Here is a 25,117-nt window from a genome sequence, read left to right on the forward strand (position 1 = left end):
CGCCGCCAGCTGATCGACGAACTGGGCCTGGAGCCGGGCCCCGAGATCCAGCGGCTCCAGCGCTCCATGCTCGTGGGGGACCCGTCGCTCGACCCCCCCCCCCCCCCCCCACCCCCCCCCCCCCCCCCCCCAACCCCCCCCCCCCCCCCGCCGCCCCCCCCCCCCCCGCCCCCCCCCGGGGGGGGGGGGGGCGCCCCCCCCCCCCCCCCACCGCCAGGAGGACACACATGGCAAACGCAACGCTCGCGGCACCCGACCGTGACACTTGGCCCACGCGCCTGCGTGACATCGGTTTCTGGGCCGACTGGGCGGCCCTGGTCGGGCTCATCGTTCTCGTGGTGGTCTTCCAGGCCGCCAACCCGACCTTTCTGAGCACCGGCAACATCCAGTCCATGCTGGAGGCCGCCGCGATCCTGATCATCCTGGGCGTCGGGCAGACCTTCGTCATCGCCACCGCCGGCATCGACCTGTCCATCGCCTCCACCATGACCCTGGGCGCGGTCGGCTTCGGGCAGGCGTACTCGGCCGGCTGGGGACTCGCCGCGTCCTGCGCGGTCGCCGTGGCCGCCTCGACCCTCGCCGGGATGGTCAACGGCTTCGTGGTGGCCCGCGGCAAGATCACCGACTTCATCGTCACCCTCGGAATGCTGTCGGCGGCCTCCGGGCTCGCCCTCATCGTCTCCAACGGCAAGCCCGTGACCGTCATCGAACCGGCGCTGCTGCGGCTGTCCACCAACGGGATCGGGATCCTGGGCTGGATGTTCCTCATCGCCGCCGCCGTCGCGATCGTGGCCCATGTGGTGCTCTTCCACACCCGGTTCGGCACCCATCTGCTCGCCACCGGCGGATCCCCCGAGTCGGCCACCGCGATGGGCATCAGCACCGCGCGGATCAAGATCGCCGTGTACGCCGTCGCCGGGCTCCTCGCCGGCCTCGCCTCCATCCTGCTGGTGGCGCGGGTCGGGGCTGCCGAGCCCGCCGCCAACACCTCGTTCCTCCTGAACTCGGTCGCCGCCGTGGTCCTCGGAGGGGTCAGCCTGTTCGGCGGCCGGGCGACCGTCCTCGGCCCGGTCATCGGCGCCCTGCTGCTGACCGCGCTGGTCAACGGCCTGACCCTGCTCGGCGTCTCCCAGTTCTACCAGCCGCTGTCCGTCGGCATCGTCGTGGTGCTCGCGGCCTTCCTGATGAGGTTTCAGCGATGACGACCGTGAAGTCCGAGCCCCAGCCCGCGGCCACCGCGTCGGACGAGTTGCTGCGCTGTGAGGACGTCTCGCTGTCCTTCGGCAACGTGCGCGCCCTCGTCGATGTCTCGGTGACCCTGCGCCGCGGCGAGATCACCGCGCTGGTCGGCGACAACGGCGCGGGGAAGTCCACCCTCGTGCGGTGCGTGTCCGGGATCCACCGGCCGGACAGCGGCCGCATCCTCTTCGACGGATCGCAGGTCGACTTCGGTTCGCCCGAGGACGCCCGCGACGCCGGCATCGAGACCGTCCACCAGAACCTCGCGCTGGTCGAGGACCTCACCGTCTGGCAGAACCTCTTCCTCAACCGCGAGATCGTCCGGCGCTTCGGGCCGGTGTCCTTCCTCGACCGCAAGGCCATGCAGACCCGCGCCCAGGAGATGGTCTCCACCCTGGCGGTCAACGTCCCCGCGGTCACCTCGCGGGTGCGGCGGCTGTCCGGCGGCCAGCGCCAGGCCGTGTCCATCTGCCGGGCGGCCGGATTCAGCTCGCAGCTGGTCATCATGGACGAGCCCACGGCCGCCCTCGGTGTCCAGGAGACCGCGCGCGTCGAGGAGCTCATCCACAAGCTGCGCGACGACGGCCACGCCGTGCTGCTGATCAGCCACAACTTCGCACAGGTCATGCGGCTCAGCGACCAGGTCTGGGTGATGCGGTCCGGCCGCTGCGTCGCGGGCCGCCGGACCGAGGAGACCACGGGCGAGGAGATCGTCGCCCTCATCACCGGGGCCCAGGCCGGCTAGCACCCCCCCACCGACCCGCCACACAAAGGAACACCGTTCATGACCACCGTGACCCAGGCCAGCCCGATCGGCGTGCACGCCCTCGTCTGGGCAGGCGACACCTCTCCCGCGTCGCTCGCGTACGCCATCGACAAGACCAAGGCCACCGGCTACGACCTCCTCGAACTGTCGCTGCACGACTCGGACTCGATCGATGTCCCCGCGGCGCGACGCCAACTGGAGGACGCCGGACTGCGGGTCGCCTGCTCCCGCGGCCTCGCCTTCGACGCCGATGTCTCCAGCGAGGACCTCGCCGTGGTCGAGCGCGGCGAGAAACTCCTGCACAGCTCCCTCGCCGTGACCCACGGCCTCGGCGGAACACACTTCACCGGCGCGCTCTACAGCGCGCTCGGCAAGTACGCCGGTCCGCTCACCCCCGCCGGCCGGCGCAACGTCGTCGCCGTGCTGAAGCGGCTCGCCCAGGAGGCGGCGGGGCTCGGCATGACGCTGGGCCTGGAGATCTGCAACCGCTACGAGACCAATGTCATCAACACCGCCCGCGACGCGCTCGCGCTGGCCGATGACATCGGTGCGGACAACGTCCTGATCCACCTGGACACTTACCACATGAACATCGAAGAGGACGACCTCGTCCGACCCGTGCACGAGGTCGGCGACCGGCTAGGCTACGTCCACATCGGCGAGAACCACCGCGGCTACCTGGGCTCCGGCCACCTGGACTTCACCGCCTTCTTCCACGCCCTCGCCGACATCGGCTACCAGGGCCCGATCACCTTCGAGTCCTTCTCCTCCGCCGTCGTCGCCCGGGGCCTGTCCAACGACCTCGCCGTCTGGCGCGACCTGTGGTCCGACGGCGAGGACCTGGCCCGCCACGCCCACACCTTCATCACCAACCAGCTCGCCGTGAGCGGCCGCGGCCGATGACGCCGACAACACCGCCAACACCGCCGACACCCATGGCGATCGAGGAACTCGCGGCCCGCGCCCGCGCGCTGGTGCGGCCCGGGCGGCGGGCGATTCTCGGAATCACCGGAAGCCCCGGGGCCGGCAAGTCCACCCTCGCGGAGCACCTCCTGGCCGCGCTGCGCCGAGGCCCGGCCGCGGACGGGGGAGACGGCTCCGGGGACTGGCTCGCGCATGTGCCGATGGACGGCTTCCACCTCGCCGACCTCGAACTCGACCGACTGGGGCGCCGCGACCGCAAGGGCGCCCCGGACACCTTCGACGCGGCGGGCTACGCGGCCCTGCTGCGCCGGCTGCACGAGGACGAGGACGCGGTGGTGTACGCGCCGGGCTTCGAACGGGAGCTGGAGCAGCCGATCGCGGGCAGCATCCCCGTACCGCGCACCGCCCGGCTGATCATCACCGAGGGCAACTACCTCCTGCACGACGAGGGGGACTGGGCCCGGGTGCGGCCGCAGCTCGACGAGGTCTGGTACTGCGAGCTGGACGAGGAGGAGCGGGTGCGCCGGCTCGTCGCCCGCCATGAGCGGTTCGGCAAGGACCACGACGCGGCAGTGGCCTGGAGCCTGGGCACCGACCAGCGCAACGCCGACCTGGTGGCCCGCACCCGGGACCGGGCCGACCTCGTCGTCACCGGGGACGCCGGGGGCGTCGCCGTCGCAGGGTGACGGCCGCGCCGACGCCCACGGCGAGCACCGCCGCGCCGCCCGCGTACAGCGTCAGCGAGGTGTTCTCGTTGGCGTCGGCGGCGCGGTCGGTGTCCTGGCCGGTGTTCGGGGCGGTGTTCCGGGTGGTGCTTTCGCGGGTGGGTGGGTCGGTGGGCTTGGCGGTGGGTGCGGCCGGGGCCTTCTTGCCTGTCGTGTCCTCGGCTCCGCCGAACACCACATCGGAGCACGAGTAGTAGGTGTCCGGTGTGGTGGTGTTCCGCCAGATCGTGTACAGGAGCTGACGGCCGGTCCGGCCGGCCGGCAGCTTGGCCTCGATGTGGTAGGCCTCGTCGACCAGGGCCGGGTCGGTGGCCGTCGCGAACGGCTTCGCCTCCAGATCGGACCACTTCAGCGGGCGCGTGGGGTCGTAGCCCTCCTTGGTGAGATACAGCTCGAAGCTCCCGGCGTGGGGGATGGTCGAGCGGTAGGTGAGGGTGAGGTCCGCCCCGGCGGTCAGCCGTGTGGAAGGCCAGTCGGCGCGGGGCAGGTCCAGCCCCTGGTATGCGTCGATCCCCCCGCTGCACAGCTTGCCGTCGGGGATCCGCTGCCGGTCCTTGCCCGCCACCCCGGCCACGCGCAGATTGTCCCACTCGGCCGCGACCCCGCCCGCGGCCACGGCCGCCTTGCACGCGGCCGAGCGGGCGTTCTCGCCCCCCTCGGGCGAACAGGCCACCGCCCGGCTGACCGGGTCCGTCGGCGCGCCATGCGCCAGGGCGGGCCCGGCGGCCAGCGCCGTGAGCAGGAGCGGGGCCGCCCCGACAAGGGCGGCCACGGTGGCGGTGCGGTGTGCGGTCATCCGATGCAGCCCTCCTGGCCCGAGCCGCGGGCTTCATCGCCCGCCCCGTGGAGTACGGGGCGCACGGGCGGCGCGTTCAACGCCCGTGCCCGACGGCGGGAACGCCAGGCGAGCCACCCGGCGAGCCCCGCCACCGGAACCGTGGTGAGGAGCATGGTCGCGAGATCGCCGAGGCCGTCGGCACCACTGCCCAGCAACTGGCCGGTGAGCAGGAACAGGACCATGTTGTTCCCCGCGTGGGCCAGGCTCGCCACCCAGACGGTGCGGCTGCGCAGATACAGCCACGCCAGGACGGTTTCCTGGCAGAGAAAGGACACCGTCCAGATCACCAGGCCGAGCGGCAGGTTCTCGAAGTCGGTGTAGCCGATAAAGGCGAGCGGATAGTGCCACACCGCCCAGATGACGCCCGTGGCCGCGACGGACGGCACGAGCCGGCCACCGAACAGCCGCGGCCTGAGATAGCTGGTCCACCCGAACTCCTCGCCCCAGTACACCGGGGTGAGCAGCGGAACGACCAGCATCAGGACGAGCAACGCCAGCCACCCGGGCAGCCCCGGCGCGAGTTCGTCGAGCGGGGACAGGTCCGGCCGCCACAGCCCCAGGACGGCCGCGAGCGCCATGGTCGCCGCGGCCAGCGCGAGCGGGCCGAGCCAGGCGGCCAGATAGTACGGCCACGCGGCGCGCGGCCGCGGCCGGAGCCCCGCGTCGGCGAACCCCTCCCGGGTGACGAGGCTCCGCACCACGACCGCCGCGATCCCCGGCAGACAGGACACCGGCAGTTGCAGCAGCAGGTTCAGCGCCGACAGCCCCAGGACACTGTGGGCCACCCACAGCCACACCCAGGTGCCGCCGAAGGTGATGGCGAGAAACGCCACGACCCCTCTGTGCCTCTTCGTCTTCGACATATGCGCCTTCCCTCGCGACCGGACCGGATCCGCGGATCAACGTGTCATCCGCGGGTAGGGGCCCACATCGCTGCGCGGAGCGAAATCCGCTTCCCCCGGTGGCGGGAGGTGGTGTTGGCTCGCGCGAGGGAGGCGCCGGACGTCCTCGGCTACTTGATCGCGAACACCGGTGGCGTGTCCTTCGCCCCGTCCGAGTTGACGATCACATACCGGCCGCCCTGCATCCGGTGCAGGGCGAGGACGCTGCTGAGCGGTGCGCCGCGCAGCGGGGTGCCGCCGTGCTTCTCGCCGGTGGCCGGGTCGAGACGCCACAGGTCGCCACCGACCAGGAGATCGAGCTCTCCGGAGCGGTCCTGCGTCAGGGCGGCGACGGTCCCGCCGAGCGATGTCTTCCAGACGCCTCTGCCGTCCTTGAGCGAAAACGCGGCGACGTGCTGGGGATCGTCCTTGTCCGCCGGGCCGACAGCGCTGATGAACAGCCCGTTGGTCACCACCGCCCGGAAGACCGGCCGGGCGTCGAAGGGTTCGCTGTAGCCGTACTGCGTGACCTCGAAGTTCAGGTCGTCCTCCTGTCCGAGCCGGGGGATCACGGCCTCCCGTCGTCCCTTGTCGTCGAAGCTGATCACGGCGTCGGTTCCGCGATCGTCGTCCTCCTTCACGTACACGACGATCGGATCGGCCGACAGCATGAACACCTTCTCCCAGCGGCTCTCCGTCGGCAGCGTGCTGCGCCACTGCCGCTCGCCGGACCGGGGGTCGAGGGCGGACAGCCGCATCTTCGTGTTGTCCCCGTCGGTGCCGGTGCACTGCTCCATGACCAGGGCGCGCTCGGGCGTCGCGTCGACGGCCAGGGCCTGGCAGTTCCGGTCCAGCGGGCTGCGCCACCGGGGCGCGCCGTCGCGCAGCCCGAGCCCGACGACCGCCTTCTCCTCCAGGACCACCGCGGTGTCGCCGGCGCCGACCAGCCGGGCGTCGGTGGGCCGGGTGACGGAGTCATCGGCGTTGATCTTCTTCGTCCACAGCTCACGGCCGGAGGACAGATCGACGGCGACCACGGTGTCGCAGGGCTTCTCGTACCGTCCGAGGCCCACAAGACCGATGGAGGAGGGCGTGGTGCGGCTCATCGCGCACACCGATCTCCGCTCGGGCGCCGGGACGGTCCACCGCCGGGTGCCGTCCGAGGTGTCGTAGGCGAACAGCCCGTCGTTGCGCGCCCTGATGAGGGTGGACGGCCCCGGCATCCACTCTCCGACGGCCCGCGCGGAGGAGGGGCGGTCCCGGGGCGCCTCCCAGGCCACGTCCAGGTGCGGCCCGCGCAGCCACTCGTACCCGAGCACGCCCGTCCACACGCCGCCGGCCAGGCCCGCCACGACCAGCGACACCATCCAGGGTCTGGTCAGCGCCCCGCTGTTCGCCCCGACGGCGAAGGACATCGCGACGACACCGGCGAAGGTGAAGACGAACGCGAGGATGAGCACCGGCGGGAGCCCTTCGGGGCACGGGCCGTGCCTGCCCCCGCAGGCTCCGTTCGACTCGCTGGACAGCGCGGACCACCCCAGCCAGTGGAACACCACGGCCCAGGACACCAGGACCCCCGCCAGCACCAGGGCGACGGGCTTGACGGCACGCGAAATCGACACGGTCCCCCCACGGATGTGATCAGCGCGCGTACGGCGCGCAGGAGACATTAACCCAGCGCTCCGGACCAGAGGCGTCCCAGGGCTCGTCCATTTATATAGGTGCGTGATACAAATGAATGCATGGGTGATGCAGCTATGGAACGTGTAAGCCCGGTCGACCGCGAGCGGCGCGCGGAGATCGCCGACCTCCTGGAACAGCTGGCCGTGCTCGCGGTGCGCCAACTGGGCCGCCGGGACATCAGCATGACCGCAGCCTCCGCCCTCGGCCGGCTGGCCCGCGAGGGCCCCGCCCGGCTGACCGCCCTGGCCGCCGACGAAGGGGTGAGCCAGCCCGCCATGACCCAGCTGGTGCAGCGTCTGACCAAGCAGGGGCTGATGGCCCGGGTCGCCGACCCGGACGACGGCCGGGCCGTGCTCGTGTCCATCACCGACGCCGGGCGGCGACTGCTCGCCGAGCGCCGCCGGGGCCGGGTCGCGCGCCTGTCCGACCTGCTGGCCGCGCTCCCGCCCGAGGACCAGGCGACGCTCGCCGCCGCGGTCGGCTCGGCCGCGCCCGCCCTGCGGCGCCTCGTGGCGGCTGCCGCCGACCCGGGCGGCCGGTCCGCGCCGCCCGCCGGGTGACGCTCCGTCACCCGGGCCCGGGCGCCGTCACGCCGCTGATGACGCCCGCCTCGTGACGCGCCGTCACCCCTTCTCGCCGCGCCCGACTCCATCACCCGAGAGCGCATTCAGAGAACGCATTCCTGACTGGAGTACACCTTGTCCGCTCATGCCAGCGCCCCGAGTCCGTTCCGGCAGCCGAAGGCCGTATGGGCCGTGGCCTTCGCCTGCGTGATCTCCTTCATGGGCATCGGGCTCGTCGACCCCATCCTGCCCGCCCTGTCCAGCCAGCTGCACGCCACGCCCAGCCAGGTGTCGCTGCTGTTCACCAGCTACCTGGTGGTCACCGCCGTCGCCATGCTGGTCACCGGCTTCGTCTCCAGCCGGATCGGCGCCAAGCGGACCCTGGTGGCGGGCCTGGCGGTCATCGTGGTGTTCAGCGCCCTCGCGGGCGCCTCCGGCAGCATCGGCGGCATCGTCGGCTTCCGCGCCGGCTGGGGTCTTGGTAACGCTCTGTTTATCGCGACCTCGCTCGCCGTGATCGTAGGATCGGCGAGCGGCGGCTTCGCCGGGGCGATCATCCTCTACGAGACCGCGCTCGGCGTCGGCATCGCCGTCGGCCCGCTGCTGGGCGGCGAGCTGGGCGGCATCAGCTGGCGCGGGCCCTTCTTCGGCGTCGCGGTGCTGATGGCGATCGCGCTGATCGCCACCCTGGCCCTCGTACAGCCGACCCCGACCCCCGCCCGCCGCGCCTCGATCCTCGATCCGCTCAGGGCGCTCCGCCACCGCGGGCTGCTGACCATGGGCCTGATGGCGCTCTGCTACAACTGGGGCTTCTTCACCGTCCTCGGCTACGCCCCGTTCCCGATGGAGCTCGGCACCCATGAGCTCGGCTATGTGTTCACCGGCTGGGGCGTGCTGGTGGCGGTCTTCTCCGTGTTCGCGGCGCCCCGGCTCCAGGCCCGCTTCGGCATAGCCCGCACCCTGTACCTCAATCTGGCGCTCTTCGCCCTGGACATCCTGGTCATCGGGGTGTTCACGGACTCCCGGACCACGCTGATCGCCGCCGTGATCGCGGCCGGCGCCTTCATCGGAGTGAACAACACCATCACCACCCAGGCCGTCATGACCGTCTCCCCGGTCGAGCGCCCGGTGGCCTCCGCCGCCTATGGCTTCGTCCGGTTCATCGGCGGCGGCCTGGCGCCCTACGCCGCCGGCCGGCTGGCCGAGCACTACGACACGCATGTGCCGTTCTACGTCGGGGCGGCCGCGGTCCTGGTCGGGCTGGCCATCCTGTCGACCGGCCACTCCCTGCTGGCCGACGCCGAGCGGGCCCAGGCGGCCGAGGCGGCCCTGCACACCCCCGCCGAGAACCGGGCCGAGCGGCTGGAGCGGGATGCGCTCGCCGAGGACATCGGGTCCGCAAGCTGAGACGGGCGGAAGAGTGCGCCGAGACGACGCGAGCCCCGTGGGTCCGGACCCGGCCCGCGGGGCTCGCGGGCCCATGGCGGGCGCCGGCGCACCGCACGCTGTGCGCCCCTCCGTGACCCGTTCGGAGGGCTCCCGTCCCGGCCCCCGCCCGGGCCCCTGACCGGCCCCGTCGTGGCCCGATTCAGCGCGACGCGGGCCGGTGGCCGCCGTACCCGGTCCCGGGACGGGGTGTCCACTCCTTGGGAATCAACGCGCACGCTGTTCTGGATCTCGTTAATCTGGCGACACATCCGGTTCAGCCGACACTAGGGAGTGTGCGGTGACCCCCGAGAAGACACAGAGCGACAATTCGCCGACACGGGACCGCGACATGCTCGCGGATCGGTCGGAGGTGGGCAACCTGGAAGTCTGGGCGAGATCGGCCCCGATCCGGCTCGCCGGGTACGAGGACGACCTGGCCGAGCCGCACATCCTCCAGAGCGTGGACTGACCCGGCGACCCCCTCGAACTCACGCGCCCCGCGCGGCAGAACACGGCGCTCCCGCTTTCCCCCTCCTCTCGCTGCCCGCGCGCCTCAACTGACGGTTAAGTCCACCCGGCCATCGTCGGCCGGGGGTGGGCTGGTGTGCCGCCCGATCCCCATGGCAGGATGCATCGCGCGGCCGAGTCCGCCTTAACCGACCGTGAGTGAGTGCGCGGTGACCAGCAGGAGGGGGTGCGGATGGCAGTGGGGACCGAGCGGTCGCCGGACGCCGACGACAGCCCGCTGGCGCGGCGGCTCAACTATCTGTTCACCGCCATGCACCCGCCGGGCGCGCCCTACACCAACGCGCATGTGGCCGAGGCCATCAGCGGCGGCGACGAGTACGGCGGGGTCCGCCTGACCGAGCAGTATCTGTCCATGCTGCGCAACGGCAAGCGCACCAACCCCAGCCCGGACGTGCTGCGGGCCCTGGCGAAGTTCTTCGGCGTGCCCGTCGGCTATCTGCTGGGGGACCTGTCCCCGTCGCAGGCCGAGCGGGTCGAGGAAGAGGTGCGGTTTCTCGTCGCGATGCGCGACAAGCGGGTGCGCGGCATCGCACTGCGCTCGGTGGGCCTGCCACCCGAGGTCCAGGACAGCCTGACCGCCATCATCTCCCAGTTCCGACAGCAGATGAACCTCCCACCGGACCCGGCCGGGGCGGGCGGCCCGGGCGACCCGGGGGATCCGGACAACGGGGCACCCAGTGGTCGACGGTGACCAGGAGCGGTTGTTCCAATCCTGGCGGCGGACCGGATGCGAGGACGGTGCAGGCATGCGTGTCGGACGGATACGGCGGCGGTGCAAGCAGCTCATCAAGGAGCTCGGGCTGCCCGCCGCGACCGATCTGCGGGGTCTGTGCGACCTCGTGGCGGGCCGCGTCGGCCGCCCCGTCCACCTGGTGCCGATGAGCCTGGGCGGCGTGGTCTCGGGCATGACGGCCAGCACCGACGACGGGTTCTGGATCTTCTACGAGCTCCGTACGTCCCCCTGGCACCAGACCCATATCGTGCTGCACGAGGTCGGACATCTGCTGCTCGGCCACGACCAGGACCCGGCCGTGACGGAGGACGCGCTGCGCATGTGGGCGCCGTCGGTCGATGTGACCACCGCCATGCGCCGGTTGGGGATGACCGCGGACTTCGCCCGCCACCACTGCTACGACGACCTGACCGAGCGCGAGACCGAGGTGCTGGGCACCCTCCTCATGGAGCGCGTGGTGCCGGCCTCGCCCGACGACGGGCTGCCGCTCGAGGGGCGGGCGGCCGAACTCGCCGCCGCGCTCGGGCCCGCGCTGCGGCATGTGCGCGGCGCGCGGGCCGGTGGCTCCCACGGCGTCCAGGGCGGGGGCGCGGATGTTTGACGTCGTGTACCTGTCCTTCGGCGCCGCCGCGTGGGCGATCGTCGCGTACAAGGCCCGCGCCTGGTTCCGCGACCGGCAGAACGCCGACCTCGGTCTGACCTGCGTCATGACGGCCGGGGTGGCGAATGTGTTCCTGCTCTCCGCGCCGAGCGTCTACCGCTGGTTCGACCGCCTGGTGGGCGTCGCCAACCTGGCCATGGTCCTCCTCTACTCCTCGGTGATGGTCTTCGCCACCGGCGCCCTGGTGCTGATGCTGCGCTGGACCGGTTCGGCGGTGCGGCCTCGCACGGTGGTGGCCGCCGTGGGCGCGGCGTGGTCGGTCGCCGTCGTCGGCTTCGCGCTCGGCCGCCCCGATGCCGTCGAGCACCCCCGCGACTTCTCCACCGCCTACGCGGACGCCCCCGGCGTTGTCATCTTCCTGGCGCTGTATTTGGCCATTTTCGGCGCGGGCCTGGCCGGGCTCGGGGTGCTGTGCCGGCGCTACGCGTCCACCCTGCGCGGCTCCTGGCTGGCCCGGGGGCTGCGGGTGCTGGCCACCGGGTGCTGGCTGGGCCTGGCGTACTGCGCCTGCAAGGTGATCGGCCTGCTCTTCTCCTGGGCGGGCCGGGGTCTGCCCTGGCTGTCCAACGGCGTGGCACCGCTGACCGCTTCGGTCGCGGCCCTGCTGGTCCTCGCCGGGTTCGCCATCCCGGCGCTCGGGCCGCGCGCCTCTGCCTGGCGCAGGCTGCGCCGGCTGGACCCGCTGTGGCGGGAGGTCACCGCCCAGGCGCCCGAGGTGGCCATGGCGACGTACCTGGGTTCCCCCCGCTGGACCGGCTGGTGGCCCTTCGCGGACCTGGAGTGGCGGGCCAACCGGCAGATGGCGGAGATCCGGGACGTACAGCGCGGCGTCCGCCGCCATGTGGAGCCGGAGGCGCTGGAGATCGCACGTGTCAAGGGTCGTGCCGCGGGACTCGGGGATTGGCAACTTGTTGCATTCATGGAAGCGGCGGCGCTCCGACGCGGTTTGCTGAACCAAGCGGCCGGGCGGGTGCCGGTGCCCGGCGCGGACAGCGTGGTGGTGGAGACGGGGGCCGGGCCGGGCCAGGAGCACGAACACCTGGCGCGCGTCGCCGACGTGTACCACCGGCCGCTCGTCGACGAGGTGCTCGAAGAGCTGGGCGAGAGGTCCGCCGCCCAGCGGCAGTGAAGGGGGACCGAGAGCGAGGCGGCCCTGGACGGGGGTCGGGGCCGCCCGTGGCACAGGGCGGCGCCGGGGACATTCGGCCCCGGCGCCGCCTCTCGGCCAACATGCGTCACATGCACGGCCGGTGCTTGGAGACCGGGGTCCAGGGGGCTCCGTCCCAGACCTCCGGGGTCCAGGGGCAAAGCCCCTGGTTGCGGGAAGGGGCGAGTAGGGGACGAGCCCGCCGCAGGCGTCAAGGCCCCGGGCCGGGCCTAGAGTCGGGGCCATGCAGAACACCGCGAACACCGCCGTTCCCGGCCCGTCCGAGCCGCTCGACACCCGTGCGCTGCTGGAGGATCCGCACGCCGCGTACGCCGCGCTGCGCGAGGCGGGCCCCGTGCACCGGATCTCGGGCCCGGACGGGCGGCCCGCCTGGCTGGTGACGCGCTATGACGACGTACGGCGGGCGCTCGCCGACCCCCGGCTGTCCCTGGACAAGAGCAACGCGCTGCCCGGCAACTTCCGCGGCTTCGCCCTGCCGCCCGCCCTGGACGCCAATCTGCTCAACATGGACCCGCCGGACCACACACGCGTGCGCCGGCTGGTGTCCAAGGCCTTCACCCCCGCCCGCGTCGAGCGGATGCGGGAGCCGGTCCGGCGCGCCGCGGACGAACTGCTGGACGCCGTCGAGCCGGCCGGCCGGGCCGACCTGATCGCCGCGTACGCCGGGCCGCTGCCCATCACCGTGATCTGCGACCTGCTCGGCGTCCCCCAGCGGGACCGGCGGGACTTCCGGGCCTGGAGCGACGCCCTGATCGCCCCCGACCCGGCGCGGCCGCACCTGGCGAAGGAGGCGGTCGGCAGCATGCTGCGCTTCTTCACCGGCCTGATCGCGAGCAAGCGGGAGCGGCCCGGCGACGACCTGCTCTCCGACCTGATCGCGGTGCGGGACGACGCGGGAGGCGGCGATGGCACCGGCCCCGGCGGGGACCGGCTCACCGAGGACGAACTGACCTCGCTGGCCTTTCTGCTCCTGCTCGCCGGGTACGAGAACGTGATCCACCTCATCGGAAACTCGGTCCTCGCGCTGCTCGACCACCCCGAGCTGCTGCGGGAGCTGCGCGAGCGGCCCGCCGGCCTCGCGGCGGCGGTCGAGGAGTTCGCGCGCCACGACGGCCCGGCGCCGCTGGCGATCCGTCGCTTTCCGCTCGAGGACCTGGACATCGGCGGGGTGACGGTCCCGGCGGGGGAGACCGTGCTGCTCTCCCTGGCCTCGGCCAACCGCGACCCGGGCCACTTCAAGGAACCGGACCGACTTGATCCGAATAATGGCCGAATGGGGCATCTTGCCTTCGGTCATGGAATCCACTATTGCCTCGGCGCGCCGCTGGCCCGTCTGGAGACCGAAACCGCGCTGGACGCCCTGCTGAGCCGCCTGCCGGGGCTGCGTCTCGACATTCCGCGCGCGGAGCTGCGCCGGCGGCCGACGATCCGTGCACATGGCTTGATCTCGCTTCCTGTCGCGTGGTAGCGGGGAAAACGAACACGCTTTTGATGCATAACTGCGCTTCGATGCGGTAAAAAGGTCTCGAGCCCGCCCGGTGTGCATCCCCCGTCGCACCGGGCGGGCCTTCGTCGTCCCAGGGCCGCCGGGACGACCGTCCAGAGGACCGCCGAGAGGACCGCCGAGCGGGCCGCCGGGCGGCGATCACAGGTCCGGATGGGCTAGAGAATCGGCTAGAGAGCAAGGTCACAGAAGGAGACTCTGCTGTCGCTTTAGGTGCGCGGACTAGCCTCCTCCCATGACGGTCCTGCCTGACGACCTCCCGCTCGCCGCCGACTTCCCGGAGGCGACCCGAGACCAGTGGCACCACCTCGTGGAGGGGGTGCTGCGCAAATCCGGCACGGTCGACGCCGTGGGGGCGCAGGCCGCCGCGGCGCTCGCCACCGCCCTCGAGGACGGAATCTCGGTCCACCCGCTCTACACCGCCGAGGACGCGCCTCCCGACGCCGGTTATCCCGGGTTCGCGCCCTTCGTGCGCGGCGGGCGGGCGCAGGGCTCCACGGTCTCCGGCTGGGACGTACGCCAGCGCCACGCCCACTCCGACCCCGGGCACACCAACCGTGCGGTGCTCGCGGACCTGGAGAACGGGGCCGGCTCGCTGTGGCTGGCGGTGGGCGCGGCCGGACTGCCCGTGGAAGGGCTCCCGGAGGCCCTCAAGGGGGTCTATCTCGACCTCGCCCCCGTCGTCCTCGACGCGGGCGCCGACTTCGAGCCCGCCGCCCGCGCGCTGCTGCGGCTCTTCGCCGACCGCCAGGTGCCGCCGAGCGCCGCCCTCGGCAACCTCGGCGCCGACCCGCTGGGCCTGGCGGCACGCACCGGCGACCACACCGATCTCGCGGGACACCTGGCCGCCGCCACCGAGCTGGCGGCGGTCTGCGACCGCGACCACCCGGGCGTGCGGGCCTTCACCGTGGACGCCCTGCCGTACCACGAGGCGGGCGGCTCGGCGGCGCAGGAGCTCGGCTGCTCGCTCGCCGCGGGCGTGGAGTATCTGCGCGCGCTGACCGACGCCGGGCCGCTGTCGGCCGAAGCGGCCTGCGCCCAGCTGGAATTCCGCTACGCGGCCACCGCCGACCAGTTCCTCACCATTTCCAAACTGCGCGCCGCCAGGCGGCTGTGGGCGCGCGTGGCGCAGGTGTGCGGCGCGCCCTCCGAGGCAGCCGCCCAGCGCCAGCACGCGGTGACCTCCCCGGTGATGATGACCCGCCGCGACCCCTGGGTGAACATGCTCCGCACCACCGTCGCGGCGCTGGCCGCCGGGGTGGGCGGGGCAGACGCCGTCACCGTGCTGCCCTTCGACAGCGCGATCGGCCTGCCGGACGACTTCGCCCGCCGTATCGCCCGCAACACCTCCACCATCCTGCTGGAGGAGTCGCACCTGGCGCGGGTCATCGACCCGGCCGGAGGCTCCTGGTACGTCGAGAGCCTCACCGACGACGTGGCCAACGCGGCCTGGGCCTTCTTCCAGGAGATCGAGCGCGCCGGGGGGCTGGCGCGGGCCCTGTCCTCCGGGCTGGTGGAGCGGAGCCTGGCCGCCACCTGGGAGCGCCGCACCGAGGACCTCGCCCGGCGCAAGGAGCCGATCACCGGCGTCAGCGAGTTCCCGAACCTGGCGGAGCGGCCGGTGGAGCGCGAACCCGCGCCCGTACCGCCCGGCGGCGGCCTGCCGCGGGTGCGCCGCGACGAGGCGTACGAGGCGCTGCGCGCCCGCTCCGACGCCCACCTGGCGGCGGAGGGCACCCGGCCCCGGGTGTTCCTGGCCGCGCTCGGCCCCGCGGCCGCGCACACCGCGCGCGCCGCGTTCGCCGCCAACCTCTTCCAGGCGGGCGGGATCGAGGCGGTGCACGAACCCGCCACGGTCGACGCGGAGTCGGTCGCCGAGGCGTTCGCCGCCAGCGGCGCCCGGGTGGCCTGCCTGTGTTCCAGCGACAAGGTGTACGAGCAGGAGGCGGTGGCCGTGGCCGAGCGGTTGAAGGCGGCCGGAGCGCTGCGCGTCCATCTGGCGGGGAGGCCCGGCGAGCGGCGCGAGGAGCTGGAGCGGGCCGGGGTGGACGAGTTCGTCTTCGCCGGCTGTGACGCGGTCGGGGTGCTCGCCTCGACCCTCGAAACCCTGGGGGTGGCGTGACCGTGAGCAAGATCCCTGACTTCTCCACGATCGACCTGGGGACACCCGGCGGGGCGTCGTCCGGCGCGGTCAGCGCCGGGGCATGGGCCGAAGCGCTCCAGGGCGCCATCGGCAAGGACGCCCTGGACCTGGTGTGGGACACCCCCGAGGGCATCGGGGTCAAGCCGCTGTACGGCGCCGAGGACCTGGCCGGGCTCGACTTCCTGGGCACCTACCCGGGCATCGCCCCGTATCTGCGCGGCCCGTACCCGACGATGTACGTCAACCAGCCCTGGACCATCCGGCAGTACGCGGGCTTCTCCACCGCCGAGGAGTCCAACGCCTTCTACCGCCGCAACCTCGCCGCGGGCCAGAAGGGCCTCTCCGTCGCCTTCGACCTGCCCACCCACCGCGGCTACGACAGCGACCACCCCAGAGTCACCGGCGACGTCGGCATGGCGGGCGTGGCCATCGACTCCATCTACGACATGCGGCAGCTCTTCGACGGCATCCCGCTGGACCGGATGAGCGTGTCGATGACGATGAACGGCGCGGTGCTGCCCGTCCTCGCGCTCTACATCGTCGCCGCCGAGGAACAGGGCGTGACGCCCGACAAGCTGGCCGGGACCATCCAGAACGACATCCTCAAGGAGTTCATGGTCCGCAACACCTACATCTATCCGCCGCAGCCGTCGATGCGGATCATCTCCGACATCTTCTCCTTCACCTCGCAGCGGATGCCGCGCTACAACTCCATCTCCATCTCCGGCTACCACATCCAGGAAGCGGGTGCCACGGCCGACCTGGAACTGGCCTACACCCTGGCCGACGGCGTGGAGTATCTGCGCGCCGGGCTCGACGCGGGCATGGACGTGGACGCCTTCGCGCCCCGCCTCTCGTTCTTCTGGGCGATCGGCATGAACTTCTTCATGGAGATCGCCAAGCTGCGGGCGGCCCGGCTGCTGTGGGCCAAGCTGGTCGGCCGGTTCGACCCCAAGAACCCCAAGTCGCTGTCGCTGCGGACCCATTCGCAGACCTCCGGCTGGTCGCTGACCGCCCAGGACGTCTTCAACAATGTGGCCCGCACGTGTGTGGAGGCCATGGCCGCCACCCAGGGACACACCCAGTCGCTGCACACCAACGCCCTCGACGAGGCCCTCGCGCTGCCCACCGACTTCTCCGCGCGCATCGCCCGCAACACCCAGATCCTGCTCCAGCAGGAGTCCGGCACCTGCCGGGTGATCGACCCGTGGGGCGGCAGCGCGTATGTGGAGCGGCTCACCCACGACCTGGCCCGGCGCGCCTGGCAGCACATCGAGGAGGTCGAGGCCGCGGGCGGCATGGCCAAGGCCATCGACGCAGGCATCCCCAAGATGCGGGTCGAGGAGGCCGCGGCCCGCACCCAGGCGCGGATCGACTCGGGGCGGCAGCCGGTGATCGGCGTCAACAAGTACCGCGTCGACAGCGACGAGCAGATCGACGTGCTCAAGGTCGACAACTCCGCGGTGCGCGCCCAGCAGATCGAGAAGCTGCGCCGGCTGCGCGCCGAGCGCGACGACGCCGTCTGCCAGGACGCGCTGCGCGCGCTCACCGCGGCCGCCGAGTCCGGGCCGGGCGCCGGCCTGGAGGGCAACCTGCTCGCCCTCGCCGTGAACGCGGCCCGCGCCAAGGCCACCGTCGGCGAGATCTCGGACGCGCTGGAGAAGGTGTACGGGCGCCACTCCGGCCAGATCCGTACGATCTCCGGTGTGTATCGAGACGAGGCCGGACCGTCCTCCGGCGTGGACCGCACCCGGGCGCTGGTCGAGGAGTTCGAGCGTGCTGAGGGCCGCCGCCCGCGCATCCTGGTCGCCAAGATGGGCCAGGACGGGCACGACCGCGGCCAGAAGGTGATCGCCACCGCCTTCGCCGACCTGGGCTTCGACGTCGACGTCGGCCCGCTCTTCCAGACGCCCGAGGAGGTCGCGCGGCAGGCGGTGGAGGCCGATGTGCACATCGTCGGCGTCTCCTCGCTCGCGGCCGGCCACCTCACGCTGGTGCCCGCGCTGCGCGAGCAACTGGCCGAGGCGGGGCGGGAGGACATCACCATCGTGGTGGGCGGGGTCATCCCGCCGCAGGACGTGCAGACCCTGCACGAGGCGGGCGCCGCCGCCGTCTTCCTGCCCGGCACGGTGATCCCCGACGCCGCGTACGAGCTGGTGCGGACGCTGGCCGCGGACCTCGGCCACGAGCTGTAGGCCCATGCCGCCGAAAAAGCGACCCACTATCGACATCGACACCTACGCCAAGGGTGTGCTCGACGGCTCGCGCGCTTACATCGCCCGCGCGATCACGCTCGTCGAGTCCACCCGCCCCGACCACCGCGACCTCGCCCAGCGGCTGCTGATCGAACTGCTGCCGCACGCGGGCGGGGCGCGCCGGGTGGGCATCAGCGGTGTGCCGGGGGTCGGCAAGTCCACCTTCATCGACGCCCTGGGCTCGCTGCTCACCGGGCTCGGCCACAAGGTCGCGGTGCTGGCCGTCGACCCCTCCTCCACCCGCACCGGCGGCTCCATCCTGGGCGACAAGACCCGGATGGAGCGGCTGGCGGTCGACCCGGCCGCCTTCGTCCGCCCCTCGCCGAGCGCGGGGACGCTGGGCGGGGTGGCCCGCGCCACCCGCGAGTCCATGGTGGTCATGGAGGCCGCGGGCTATGACGTGCTGCTGGTCGAGACGGTGGGCGTGGGACAGTCGGAGACGGCCGTGGCGGGCATGGTCGACTCCTTTCTGCTGCTCTCCCTCGCCCGCACCGGCGACCAGCTCCAGGGCATCAAGAAGGGCGTCCTGGAGCTCGCGGACGTCGTCGCCATCAACAAGGCCGACGGCCCCCACGAGCGCGACGCCAAGGCCGCCGCCCGCGAACTCAGGGGCGCGCTGCGGCTGCTCCAGCCCCCGGACGCGCCCTGGACCCCCCCGGTGCTGACGTGCAGTGCGCGGGAAGGCACCGGCCTCGACGGGGTGTGGGAGCGTCTTGAGCAGCACCGCCGGGTGCTGGAGGCGACCGGCGCGCTGGACGCCAAGCGGCGCGACCAGCAGGTCGACTGGACCTGGTCCATGGTCCGCGACCAGCTGCTGACCCGGCTGCGCGAACACCCCGGGGTGCGGCGGCTCGGCCCCGTACTCGAACAGCAGGTGCGCGACGGCACGCTGACGGCGACGCTGGCCGCCGACCGGTTGCTGGAGGCTTTCGGGACGCCTGCCGACGCCGATGGCTGACCGGCCGCTGCCGGGGTCCGAGGTGGGGCCGTTCTTCGCCCTGCGCACCGGCCCCGGCAATCCTCGAGATGAGGGTTACGCGCTGATCGGCGAGGCGTACCGGCTGACGCCGGAGGGCGCCGCCGCGCCGCTGCTGCGCGCCCGCGTCGAGGCGGTGGCCGCGAGCCTGCGCACCGATGAGCAGAGGGTCGCGGCATCGCTCGCTTTCCAGGGGCTCGCCGCCCGGGTGTGGTCGCTCGCCCTCGGCCAGGCGGCCCTGACCGGTACGGTGTCGCGCCTCCGCTGCGACCGGCTGTGGTGGCACCCCGGGCGCGCTGCCCCCGACGACCTGTGGTGGCCCGGCGTGCCGTCGGTCATGGGCGAACCCGGGGGGCTCGCCGGTCAGGTGGGTGACGCGGCGTACACCAATCTGCTGCCGTTGCACGCCGCCGTCACCCGGGCGTACCGGGTCTCGGGGCGGCTGCTGTGGGGCAACACCGCCTCGGCGCTGGCCGGTTCGCTGCGCGTCCTGCACGACTGGTGCCACGCGCACGGCCTCCCGGAGGCGGCGGAGCGGGCCACCGAGCTGGCCCGCGCCCAGCTCGCCCACCCGCCGCTGCGCGACACCGGCACCCTGACCTCACCCCCGCCCGCCTTCCGGCGCCGCACCTGCTGCCTCTACTACCGGGTGCCCGGCGGCGGGCTGTGCGGCGACTGCGTGCTGCGCCGAGCGCCGGGGTGAGGCAGACGGGCCCGCGGCGGGGCGGATACGGTGTGCGAATGCCGAAGAACGAGAACGTGTTCTCATCCTGGCGGGGCCGGCCCGGGCGCCTCACCTCCCGCCTGGTCCACCGCGGATGGCGCGCCGTACAGCGGGCCGGCGCGGTGACGGCCGACCGCCCCGGCCCGTACCGCTTCGCCCGCTTCGGCGTCGGCACCCGTCTCGCGTTCCCCCAGGGCACCATCTTCGGGGAGCCGTGGATCCAGCTCGGCGACCACTGCGTCATAGGCCAGCACGTGACGCTCACCGCGGGCATGATGCCCGGCCTCGACCTGGGCCCCGACCCCGTCCTGCGGCTCGGCAACGGCGTGGTCCTGGGCCGCGGCAGCCATGTGATCGCCTCCCGGACCGTGGAGTTCGGCGACGACGTCTTCTGCGGCCCGTACGTCTATGTCACCAGCGACAACCACTCCTACGACGACCCCGACCAGCCCATCGGCCGGCAGTGGCCGCGCTCGGCCCCCGTCCACATCGGCTCCGGCAGCTGGCTGGGCGCGGGCGCGGTGATCCTGCCCGGGGCGCGGCTCGGCCGCAACGTGGTGGTCGCGGCGGGCGCGATCGTACGGGGCGAGGTGCCCGATCACGCCGTGGTGGCCGGGGCGCCCGCCCGGATCATACGCCGCTGGGCCCCGGAATCCGGCTGGCAGCCGCCGCTGCGCACCCCCGCGCCGGTGCCGATCAGCGAGGACACCACGGTCGAGCAACTGCTCGCCCTCGCCGAGCGGGAGCGAGCGGGCGAACAGCGGGACGGAGCCGGGGACACGGACGTCGTAGCAGGTCAGTAGAGTTTCGGGGACTGTCCCCGACCGACGAGGTAACACCTGTGAGCCCGCCCCCTTCCCCCGTGACCGTGATCGGCATCGGCGCCGACGGCTGGGACGGGCTCGGCCCCGCGGGGCGGGAGGCGCTGCGCGCGGCCGAAGTGGTGATCGGCGGACACCGCCAACTCGATCTGCTGCCACCGGAGTGCCCCGCCGAACGGGTGCCCTGGCCCTCGCCGCTGCGCCCCGCCGTACCCGGGCTGTTCGCGGCCCACGCCGGGCGGCGGGTGTCCGTGCTGGCCAGCGGCGACCCCATGTTCTTCGGGATCGGCCGCACCCTGGCCGAGGAGTTGGGCGCCGACCGGCTGCGGGTGCTGCCCCACCCGTCGTCCATCTCGCTCGCCTGCGCGCGGCTCGGCTGGCCGGTCGAGGACACCGAGGTGATCAGCCTCGTCGGACGGCCCCTCGCCTCCCTGGCCCGTGCCCTCTACCCCCGGCGGCGGCTGCTCGTCCTCAGCGCGGGCGCCGCCACCCCCGCCGAGGTCGCCGCGCTGCTGCGCGACCGCGGCTTCGGCCCGAGCCGGATGCAGGTCCTGGAGCAACTGGGCGGCGAGCGCGAGCGCCACCTCGACGGCACCGCCGACCACTGGCACCACACCCCCGGCGACGCCCTCAACGTCATCGCCCTCGACTGCGCCCCGGCCGCGGATGCGTTGCGCCTGTCCGCCGTCCCCGGGCTGCCGGACCAGGCGTACGAGCACGACGGCCAGCTGACCAAGCGCCACGTGCGCGCCGCCACGCTCGCCGCCCTGGCCCCCGCCCCCGGCGAACTGCTGTGGGACGTCGGCGGCGGCTCCGGCTCGATCGCCGTGGAGTGGCTGCGCACCCACCGCGCCTGCGCCGCGGTGTCCATCGAGCGCGACCCCGTACGGGCGACGCGCATCGGCCGCAACGCCGCCGCCCTCGGCGTGCCGGGGCTGCGCGTCGTCACCGGTGCCGCGCCCGGCGCCCTGGCCGATCTACCCACCCCCGACGCGGTGTTCATCGGCGGCGGCCTGACCGCGCCCGGCCTGCTGGAGGCCTGCTGGGCGGCGCTGCCGGCCGGCGGGCGGCTCGTCGCCAACACCGTGACGCTGGAGTCGGAGGCCCTGCTCGCCCAGTGGTACCGGCGGCACGGCGGGGAACTGGTCCGGATCGCCGTCGCACACGCCGCCCCGGTCGGCGGCTTCACCGGCTGGCGGCAGGCGATGCCCGTCACCCAGTGGGCCGCGGCCAAACCCGCCGAAGGAGAGACTTCCCCATGACCGTGTACTTCATCGGCGCGGGCCCCGGCGCCGCCGACCTGATCACCGTGCGCGGCGCCCGCACCCTGGCCCGCTGCCGGGTGTGCCTGTACGCGGGCAGCCTGGTCCCCCGCGAACTCCTCGCCGACTGCCCGCCGGACGCCCGCCTCGTCGACACCGCCCGGCTCAACCTCGACCAGATCACCGACGAACTGGTCGCGGCCCACCGGGCGGGCGAGGACGTGGCCCGGCTGCACTCGGGCGACCCGTCGGTGTTCAGCGCCGTCGCCGAGCAGATGCGGCGGCTGGACGCGCACGGGGTGCCGTACGAGGTGATCCCCGGCGTCCCCGCCTTCGCCGCCGCCGCGGCCGCGCTCGGGCGCGAGCTGACCGTGCCGACCGTCGGCCAGACCGTCGTCCTCACCCGCGTCGCCCAGCAGGCCACCCCGATGCCGGACGGCGAGGACCTCGCCACCCTCGGCCGCAGCCGGGCGCTGATCGTGCTGCACCTGGCCGCCCGCTACGTGGACCGGGTGGTGGCCGAACTCCTGCCGCACTACGGCCCCGACTGTCCGGCGGCGGTGGTCGCCCGGGCCAGCCGCCCCGACGAACTGGTGCTGCGCGGCACGCTGGGTGACATCGCGGACCGGGTGAAGGAGGCGGGCGTGGTGCGCACCGCGGTCATCATGGTGGGCCGCACGCTGGGCGCGGAGCAGTTCCGCGACAGCCACCTCTACTCGGCCCACCGCGAGCGGCCTTAGGCCGCGCCGCGACGGCTATGGTGCGGTGCCGCTGCGGTGCCGCGCCCCCGCGTGCGGCGGTTCCCCCGTGCGGCGGTGCCCCCCCGTGCGGGGCAGTGTCCCCCTGCGGGGCAGTGCCGCTGCCATGCGGCGACCCTGCGGTGCGGTGCCCCCGCGTGCGGCGGTGCTCCACGTGCGGGGCTGTGCCCCTGCGCTGCGGTGCGGCGTCCCTGCGGTGCGGCGCGCCGCGTGTGGCTGTGCCCCTGCGGTGCGGTGCTCCGCGTGCGGTGGTGCCCCCCCCGTGCGGGGCGGTGTCCGCCTGCGGTGCGGGTGCCGCTGCGGTGTGGCGCGCCGCGTGTGGCGGTGCCCCTGCGGCGCGGTGCCCCCCTGCGGGGCGGCGCCCCCTGCGCGGCGGCGGTGCCGCAAACGCAGTGTCGATGTGCGGCTCCGCCGCGTGGCAGGGGCTCCGCCCCTGGACCACGGGGTCTGGGGCAGCGCCCCGGTTCGGGAAGGGGCGGGGTGGGGAAGGGGCCCGCCGCAGGCGTCGAGAACCATCGGACACCCCTTACCCCGAGAGCGCGTCGGGTCACCGCTCCCGGGGCCCCCGGGGCGCCGCGCGGCCGACGATCGTGCCCGCGCGGTCGATGCAGACGACGTCCACGGACACCGGCGCCCCGCGCAGCACGCCGAGCGCCGTGTCCTGCGCGGCCGCCGCGACCAGATCGCCGAGCGGCACCCCGCGCGCCATGCACAACTGCACCGCCTCCAGGCCGGTGTTGGCCGCCGCCACCGCCGCCGCCAGCTCCTCGTCCGCGCCGCCACGGCGGGCCAGCTCCGCGAGGAAGCCCTTGTCCACCTGCGAGCGCGAGGAGTGCAGATCCAGATGTCCGGCGGCCAGCTTGGAGAGCTTGGCGAAGCCCGCGGCGACGGTCAGCCGGTCCACCGGATGGCGGCGCAGATACTTCAGCACCGCCCCCGCGAAGTCGCCCATGTCCAGCAGCGCGTCCTCCGGCAGCCCGTGCACGGCGACCGCCACCTTCTCGGAGGTCGAGCCCGTACACCCCGCCACATGCGTACGCCCCGCCGCGCGCGCCACGTCCACCCCGCGCCGGATGCTGTCGATCCACGCCGAGCAGGAGTACGGCACCACGATGCCCGTCGTGCCGAGGATCGACAGGCCGCCGAGGATGCCCAGGCGCGGATTCCAGGTGCTGCGGGCGATCTCCTCCCCGTGGTCCACCGAGATCTCGACCTCCACATCACCGGCCCCGCCGTGCCGGGAGGCGACCGCGGCGATGTGGTCCCGCATCATCTGCCGGGGCACGGGGTTGATCGCGGGCTCGCCGACCGCGAGCGGCAGGCCGGGGCGGGTCACCGTGCCGACCCCGGGCCCGGCCCGGAAGACCACGCCGCCGCCGGGCGGCAGCAGCCGCACCGTGGCGCGCACGACCGCGCCGTGCGTGACGTCCGGGTCGTCGCCCGCGTCCTTGACCACCGCGGCCATCGCCCGGTCCGCCGTCAGCCCCTCGCCCGCGAGGGCGAACGCGGGCCGCTGCCCCTTGGGCAGCTCGACCGTCACCGGGTCCGGGAACTCCCCGCACAGCAGCGCGGTGTACGCGGCCGTGGTCGCGGCGGTGGCACAGGCCCCGGTGGTCCAGCCGTGCCGCAGCCCCGAACGCTCCAGCTGCGCCCCGCGCCCGCCGACCGCCGCCTTGACCTCCGTCTCCGCCTCAGCCACGGACCGACCGCCCCGCATACGATGACGGGCGTACGGACGACGAAAGGCCCCCGATGAACAGCGCGCCAGTGCGCCATGTGCTCATCCTCGGTGGCACCACCGAAGCGCGCCGACTCGCCGAGAAACTCGCCGACGACCCCGCGCTGCGCGTCACCAGCTCGCTGGCCGGGCGTGTCGCCCAGCCACGGCTGCCCGCCGGGCAGGTGCGGATCGGCGGGTTCGGGGGCCCCGAGGGCATGGCTCGCTGGCTGCGCGAGCAGCACGTGGACGCGCTCATCGACGCCACCCATCCTTTCGCCGGCACGATCAGTCTCAACGCGGCCCGTGCGGCCGCCGACGTCCATGTTCCCCTGCTCGCCCTGCGCCGCCCCGGCTGGGTGCCGGGCCCGGGGGACCGCTGGCACTGGGCCGGGTCGCTGGACGAGGCGGCCCGGCTGCTGCCCGCCCTGGGGCGGCGGATCTTCCTCACCACCGGGCGGATGGGCCTGGCCGCCTTCGCCCATCTCACCGAGCAGTGGTTCCTGGTGCGCTCCGTCGACGCGCCCGAGCCACCGGCTCCGCCGCGCATGGAAGTACTCCTGGACCGCGGCCCGTTCACCCTGGAGGGAGAGGCGGAGCTGCTGCGCCGCCACCGCATCGACACGCTGGTCACCAAGGACAGTGGTGCCGGTGCCACCGCGGCCAAGCTCACCGCGGCGCGCGAGGCCGGGCTGCCGGTCGTCGTCGTACGGCGCCCCGCGGCCCCGGACGGCGTGTCCGTCGCGCCCGACCCGGCGGCCGCGCTGGCGTGGCTGCGCGCCACCCTGAGCTGACCGCCCGCCCGGCCGGAGGGTCGCCC

General features: G+C 73.6%; 23 protein-coding genes. 19 read left to right on the plus strand and 4 right to left on the minus strand.

Features of this window, described 5'->3' with window-relative positions:
- Positions 1–227: 227 nt before the first annotated feature.
- Genes ABTY62_RS23685 through ABTY62_RS23700 form a run of 4 tightly spaced genes read left to right on the plus strand, consistent with a single transcriptional unit; the run spans position 228 to position 3,615 of the window.
- Positions 228–1,202: an ABC transporter permease gene (locus ABTY62_RS23685; RefSeq protein ID WP_311729012.1), complete on the plus strand. Its 975-nt coding sequence runs from the start codon at positions 228–230 to the stop codon at positions 1,200–1,202.
- Positions 1,199–1,984, plus strand: coding sequence for an ATP-binding cassette domain-containing protein (locus ABTY62_RS23690; protein ID WP_352131429.1), 786 nt, complete (start codon positions 1,199–1,201; stop codon positions 1,982–1,984). Before ABTY62_RS23685 ends, ABTY62_RS23690 begins: the two co-directional genes overlap by 4 nt.
- 39 nt (positions 1,985–2,023) lie before the next feature.
- Positions 2,024–2,908 (plus strand): sugar phosphate isomerase/epimerase family protein, encoded by an 885-nt coding sequence (locus tag ABTY62_RS23695; RefSeq protein ID WP_352131430.1) that lies wholly within the window; start codon positions 2,024–2,026, stop codon positions 2,906–2,908.
- A gap of 32 nt (positions 2,909–2,940) precedes the next feature.
- Positions 2,941–3,615, plus strand: a complete 675-nt coding sequence (locus tag ABTY62_RS23700) for a nucleoside/nucleotide kinase family protein (RefSeq protein ID WP_352131431.1) — start codon at positions 2,941–2,943, stop codon at positions 3,613–3,615.
- Here ABTY62_RS23700 and ABTY62_RS23705 read toward each other — a convergent pair.
- From ABTY62_RS23705 to ABTY62_RS23715, 3 genes are all read right to left on the minus strand, one after another.
- Positions 3,578–4,450 carry a lytic polysaccharide monooxygenase auxiliary activity family 9 protein gene (locus ABTY62_RS23705; RefSeq protein ID WP_352131432.1) on the minus strand — a complete coding sequence of 291 codons (873 nt, stop codon included), beginning with the start codon at positions 4,448–4,450 and terminating at the stop codon, positions 3,578–3,580. The two genes, ABTY62_RS23700 and ABTY62_RS23705, sit on opposite strands and share 38 nt — an antisense overlap.
- Positions 4,447–5,355 carry a CPBP family intramembrane glutamic endopeptidase gene (locus ABTY62_RS23710; protein WP_352131433.1) on the minus strand — a complete coding sequence of 303 codons (909 nt, stop codon included), beginning with the start codon at positions 5,353–5,355 and terminating at the stop codon, positions 4,447–4,449. The genes ABTY62_RS23705 and ABTY62_RS23710 overlap by 4 nt, the downstream gene beginning before the upstream one ends.
- Positions 5,356–5,504: 149 nt before the next feature.
- Positions 5,505–6,995, minus strand: coding sequence for an outer membrane protein assembly factor BamB family protein (locus ABTY62_RS23715; protein ID WP_352131434.1), 1,491 nt, complete (start codon positions 6,993–6,995; stop codon positions 5,505–5,507).
- Between the two features lie 135 nt (positions 6,996–7,130).
- Between ABTY62_RS23715 and ABTY62_RS23720 the strand changes: the two genes are divergently transcribed.
- The 14 genes from ABTY62_RS23720 to cobM all read left to right on the plus strand — a co-directional run bounded on the left by ABTY62_RS23720 (position 7,131) and on the right by cobM (position 22,562).
- Entirely contained in the window at positions 7,131–7,616 is a 486-nt protein-coding gene (locus tag ABTY62_RS23720) for a MarR family winged helix-turn-helix transcriptional regulator (RefSeq protein ID WP_352131435.1), read from the plus strand.
- Positions 7,617–7,754: 138 nt separating this feature from the next.
- A complete protein-coding gene (locus tag ABTY62_RS23725) occupies positions 7,755–9,026 on the plus strand; it encodes an MFS transporter (protein WP_352131436.1) in 1,272 nt (423 codons plus the stop codon).
- Positions 9,027–9,345: 319 nt separating this feature from the next.
- The gene (locus ABTY62_RS23730; protein WP_352131437.1) at positions 9,346–9,516 is read left to right on the plus strand and encodes a hypothetical protein; all 171 of its coding nucleotides are present in this window, start codon (positions 9,346–9,348) and stop codon (positions 9,514–9,516) included.
- 231 nt (positions 9,517–9,747) lie between these two features.
- Entirely contained in the window at positions 9,748–10,266 is a 519-nt protein-coding gene (locus ABTY62_RS23735) for a helix-turn-helix domain-containing protein (RefSeq protein WP_352131438.1), read from the plus strand.
- Between the two features lie 55 nt (positions 10,267–10,321).
- Positions 10,322–10,909: a hypothetical protein gene (locus ABTY62_RS23740; protein ID WP_311729023.1), complete on the plus strand. Its 588-nt coding sequence runs from the start codon at positions 10,322–10,324 to the stop codon at positions 10,907–10,909.
- Positions 10,902–12,098, plus strand: coding sequence for an MAB_1171c family putative transporter (locus tag ABTY62_RS23745; protein WP_352131439.1), 1,197 nt, complete (start codon positions 10,902–10,904; stop codon positions 12,096–12,098). Before ABTY62_RS23740 ends, ABTY62_RS23745 begins: the two co-directional genes overlap by 8 nt.
- A 262-nt stretch (positions 12,099–12,360) precedes the next feature.
- Positions 12,361–13,605: a cytochrome P450 family protein gene (locus tag ABTY62_RS23750; RefSeq protein ID WP_352131440.1), complete on the plus strand. Its 1,245-nt coding sequence runs from the start codon at positions 12,361–12,363 to the stop codon at positions 13,603–13,605.
- 271 nt (positions 13,606–13,876) lie between these two features.
- Positions 13,877–15,763 carry a methylmalonyl-CoA mutase small subunit gene (mutA, locus tag ABTY62_RS23755; RefSeq protein WP_352131441.1) on the plus strand — a complete coding sequence of 629 codons (1,887 nt, stop codon included), beginning with the start codon at positions 13,877–13,879 and terminating at the stop codon, positions 15,761–15,763.
- Entirely contained in the window at positions 15,760–17,979 is a 2,220-nt protein-coding gene (gene scpA, locus ABTY62_RS23760) for a methylmalonyl-CoA mutase (RefSeq protein WP_352131442.1), read from the plus strand. The genes mutA and scpA overlap by 4 nt, the downstream gene beginning before the upstream one ends.
- Before the next feature lie 4 nt (positions 17,980–17,983).
- On the plus strand, positions 17,984–18,997 hold the full coding sequence (meaB, locus tag ABTY62_RS23765) for a methylmalonyl Co-A mutase-associated GTPase MeaB (RefSeq protein WP_352131443.1): 1,014 nt from the start codon (positions 17,984–17,986) through the stop codon (positions 18,995–18,997).
- Positions 18,990–19,718, plus strand: a complete 729-nt coding sequence (locus ABTY62_RS23770; protein WP_352131444.1) for a (2Fe-2S)-binding protein — start codon at positions 18,990–18,992, stop codon at positions 19,716–19,718. Before meaB ends, ABTY62_RS23770 begins: the two co-directional genes overlap by 8 nt.
- Before the next feature lie 38 nt (positions 19,719–19,756).
- Positions 19,757–20,542 (plus strand): acyltransferase, encoded by a 786-nt coding sequence (locus ABTY62_RS23775; RefSeq protein ID WP_352131445.1) that lies wholly within the window; start codon positions 19,757–19,759, stop codon positions 20,540–20,542.
- 59 nt (positions 20,543–20,601) lie between these two features.
- Positions 20,602–21,822 (plus strand): precorrin-6y C5,15-methyltransferase (decarboxylating) subunit CbiE, encoded by a 1,221-nt coding sequence (gene cbiE, locus ABTY62_RS23780; RefSeq protein ID WP_352131446.1) that lies wholly within the window; start codon positions 20,602–20,604, stop codon positions 21,820–21,822.
- Positions 21,819–22,562 (plus strand): precorrin-4 C(11)-methyltransferase, encoded by a 744-nt coding sequence (gene cobM / locus ABTY62_RS23785; protein ID WP_352131447.1) that lies wholly within the window; start codon positions 21,819–21,821, stop codon positions 22,560–22,562. Before cbiE ends, cobM begins: the two co-directional genes overlap by 4 nt.
- Positions 22,563–23,127: 565 nt before the next feature.
- Here the strand turns inward: cobM and ABTY62_RS23790 are convergent.
- On the minus strand, positions 23,128–24,279 hold the full coding sequence (locus tag ABTY62_RS23790; RefSeq protein ID WP_352131448.1) for a cobalt-precorrin-5B (C(1))-methyltransferase: 1,152 nt from the start codon (positions 24,277–24,279) through the stop codon (positions 23,128–23,130).
- A gap of 53 nt (positions 24,280–24,332) precedes the next feature.
- Here ABTY62_RS23790 and ABTY62_RS23795 point away from each other — a divergent pair, with 53 nt between their 5' ends.
- Positions 24,333–25,091 (plus strand): cobalt-precorrin-6A reductase, encoded by a 759-nt coding sequence (locus ABTY62_RS23795; protein WP_352131449.1) that lies wholly within the window; start codon positions 24,333–24,335, stop codon positions 25,089–25,091.
- Positions 25,092–25,117: the final 26 nt, after the last annotated feature.

Source organism: Streptomyces sp. NPDC097640, from assembly GCF_040302705.1.
Classification (GTDB): domain Bacteria; phylum Actinomycetota; class Actinomycetes; order Streptomycetales; family Streptomycetaceae; genus Streptomyces.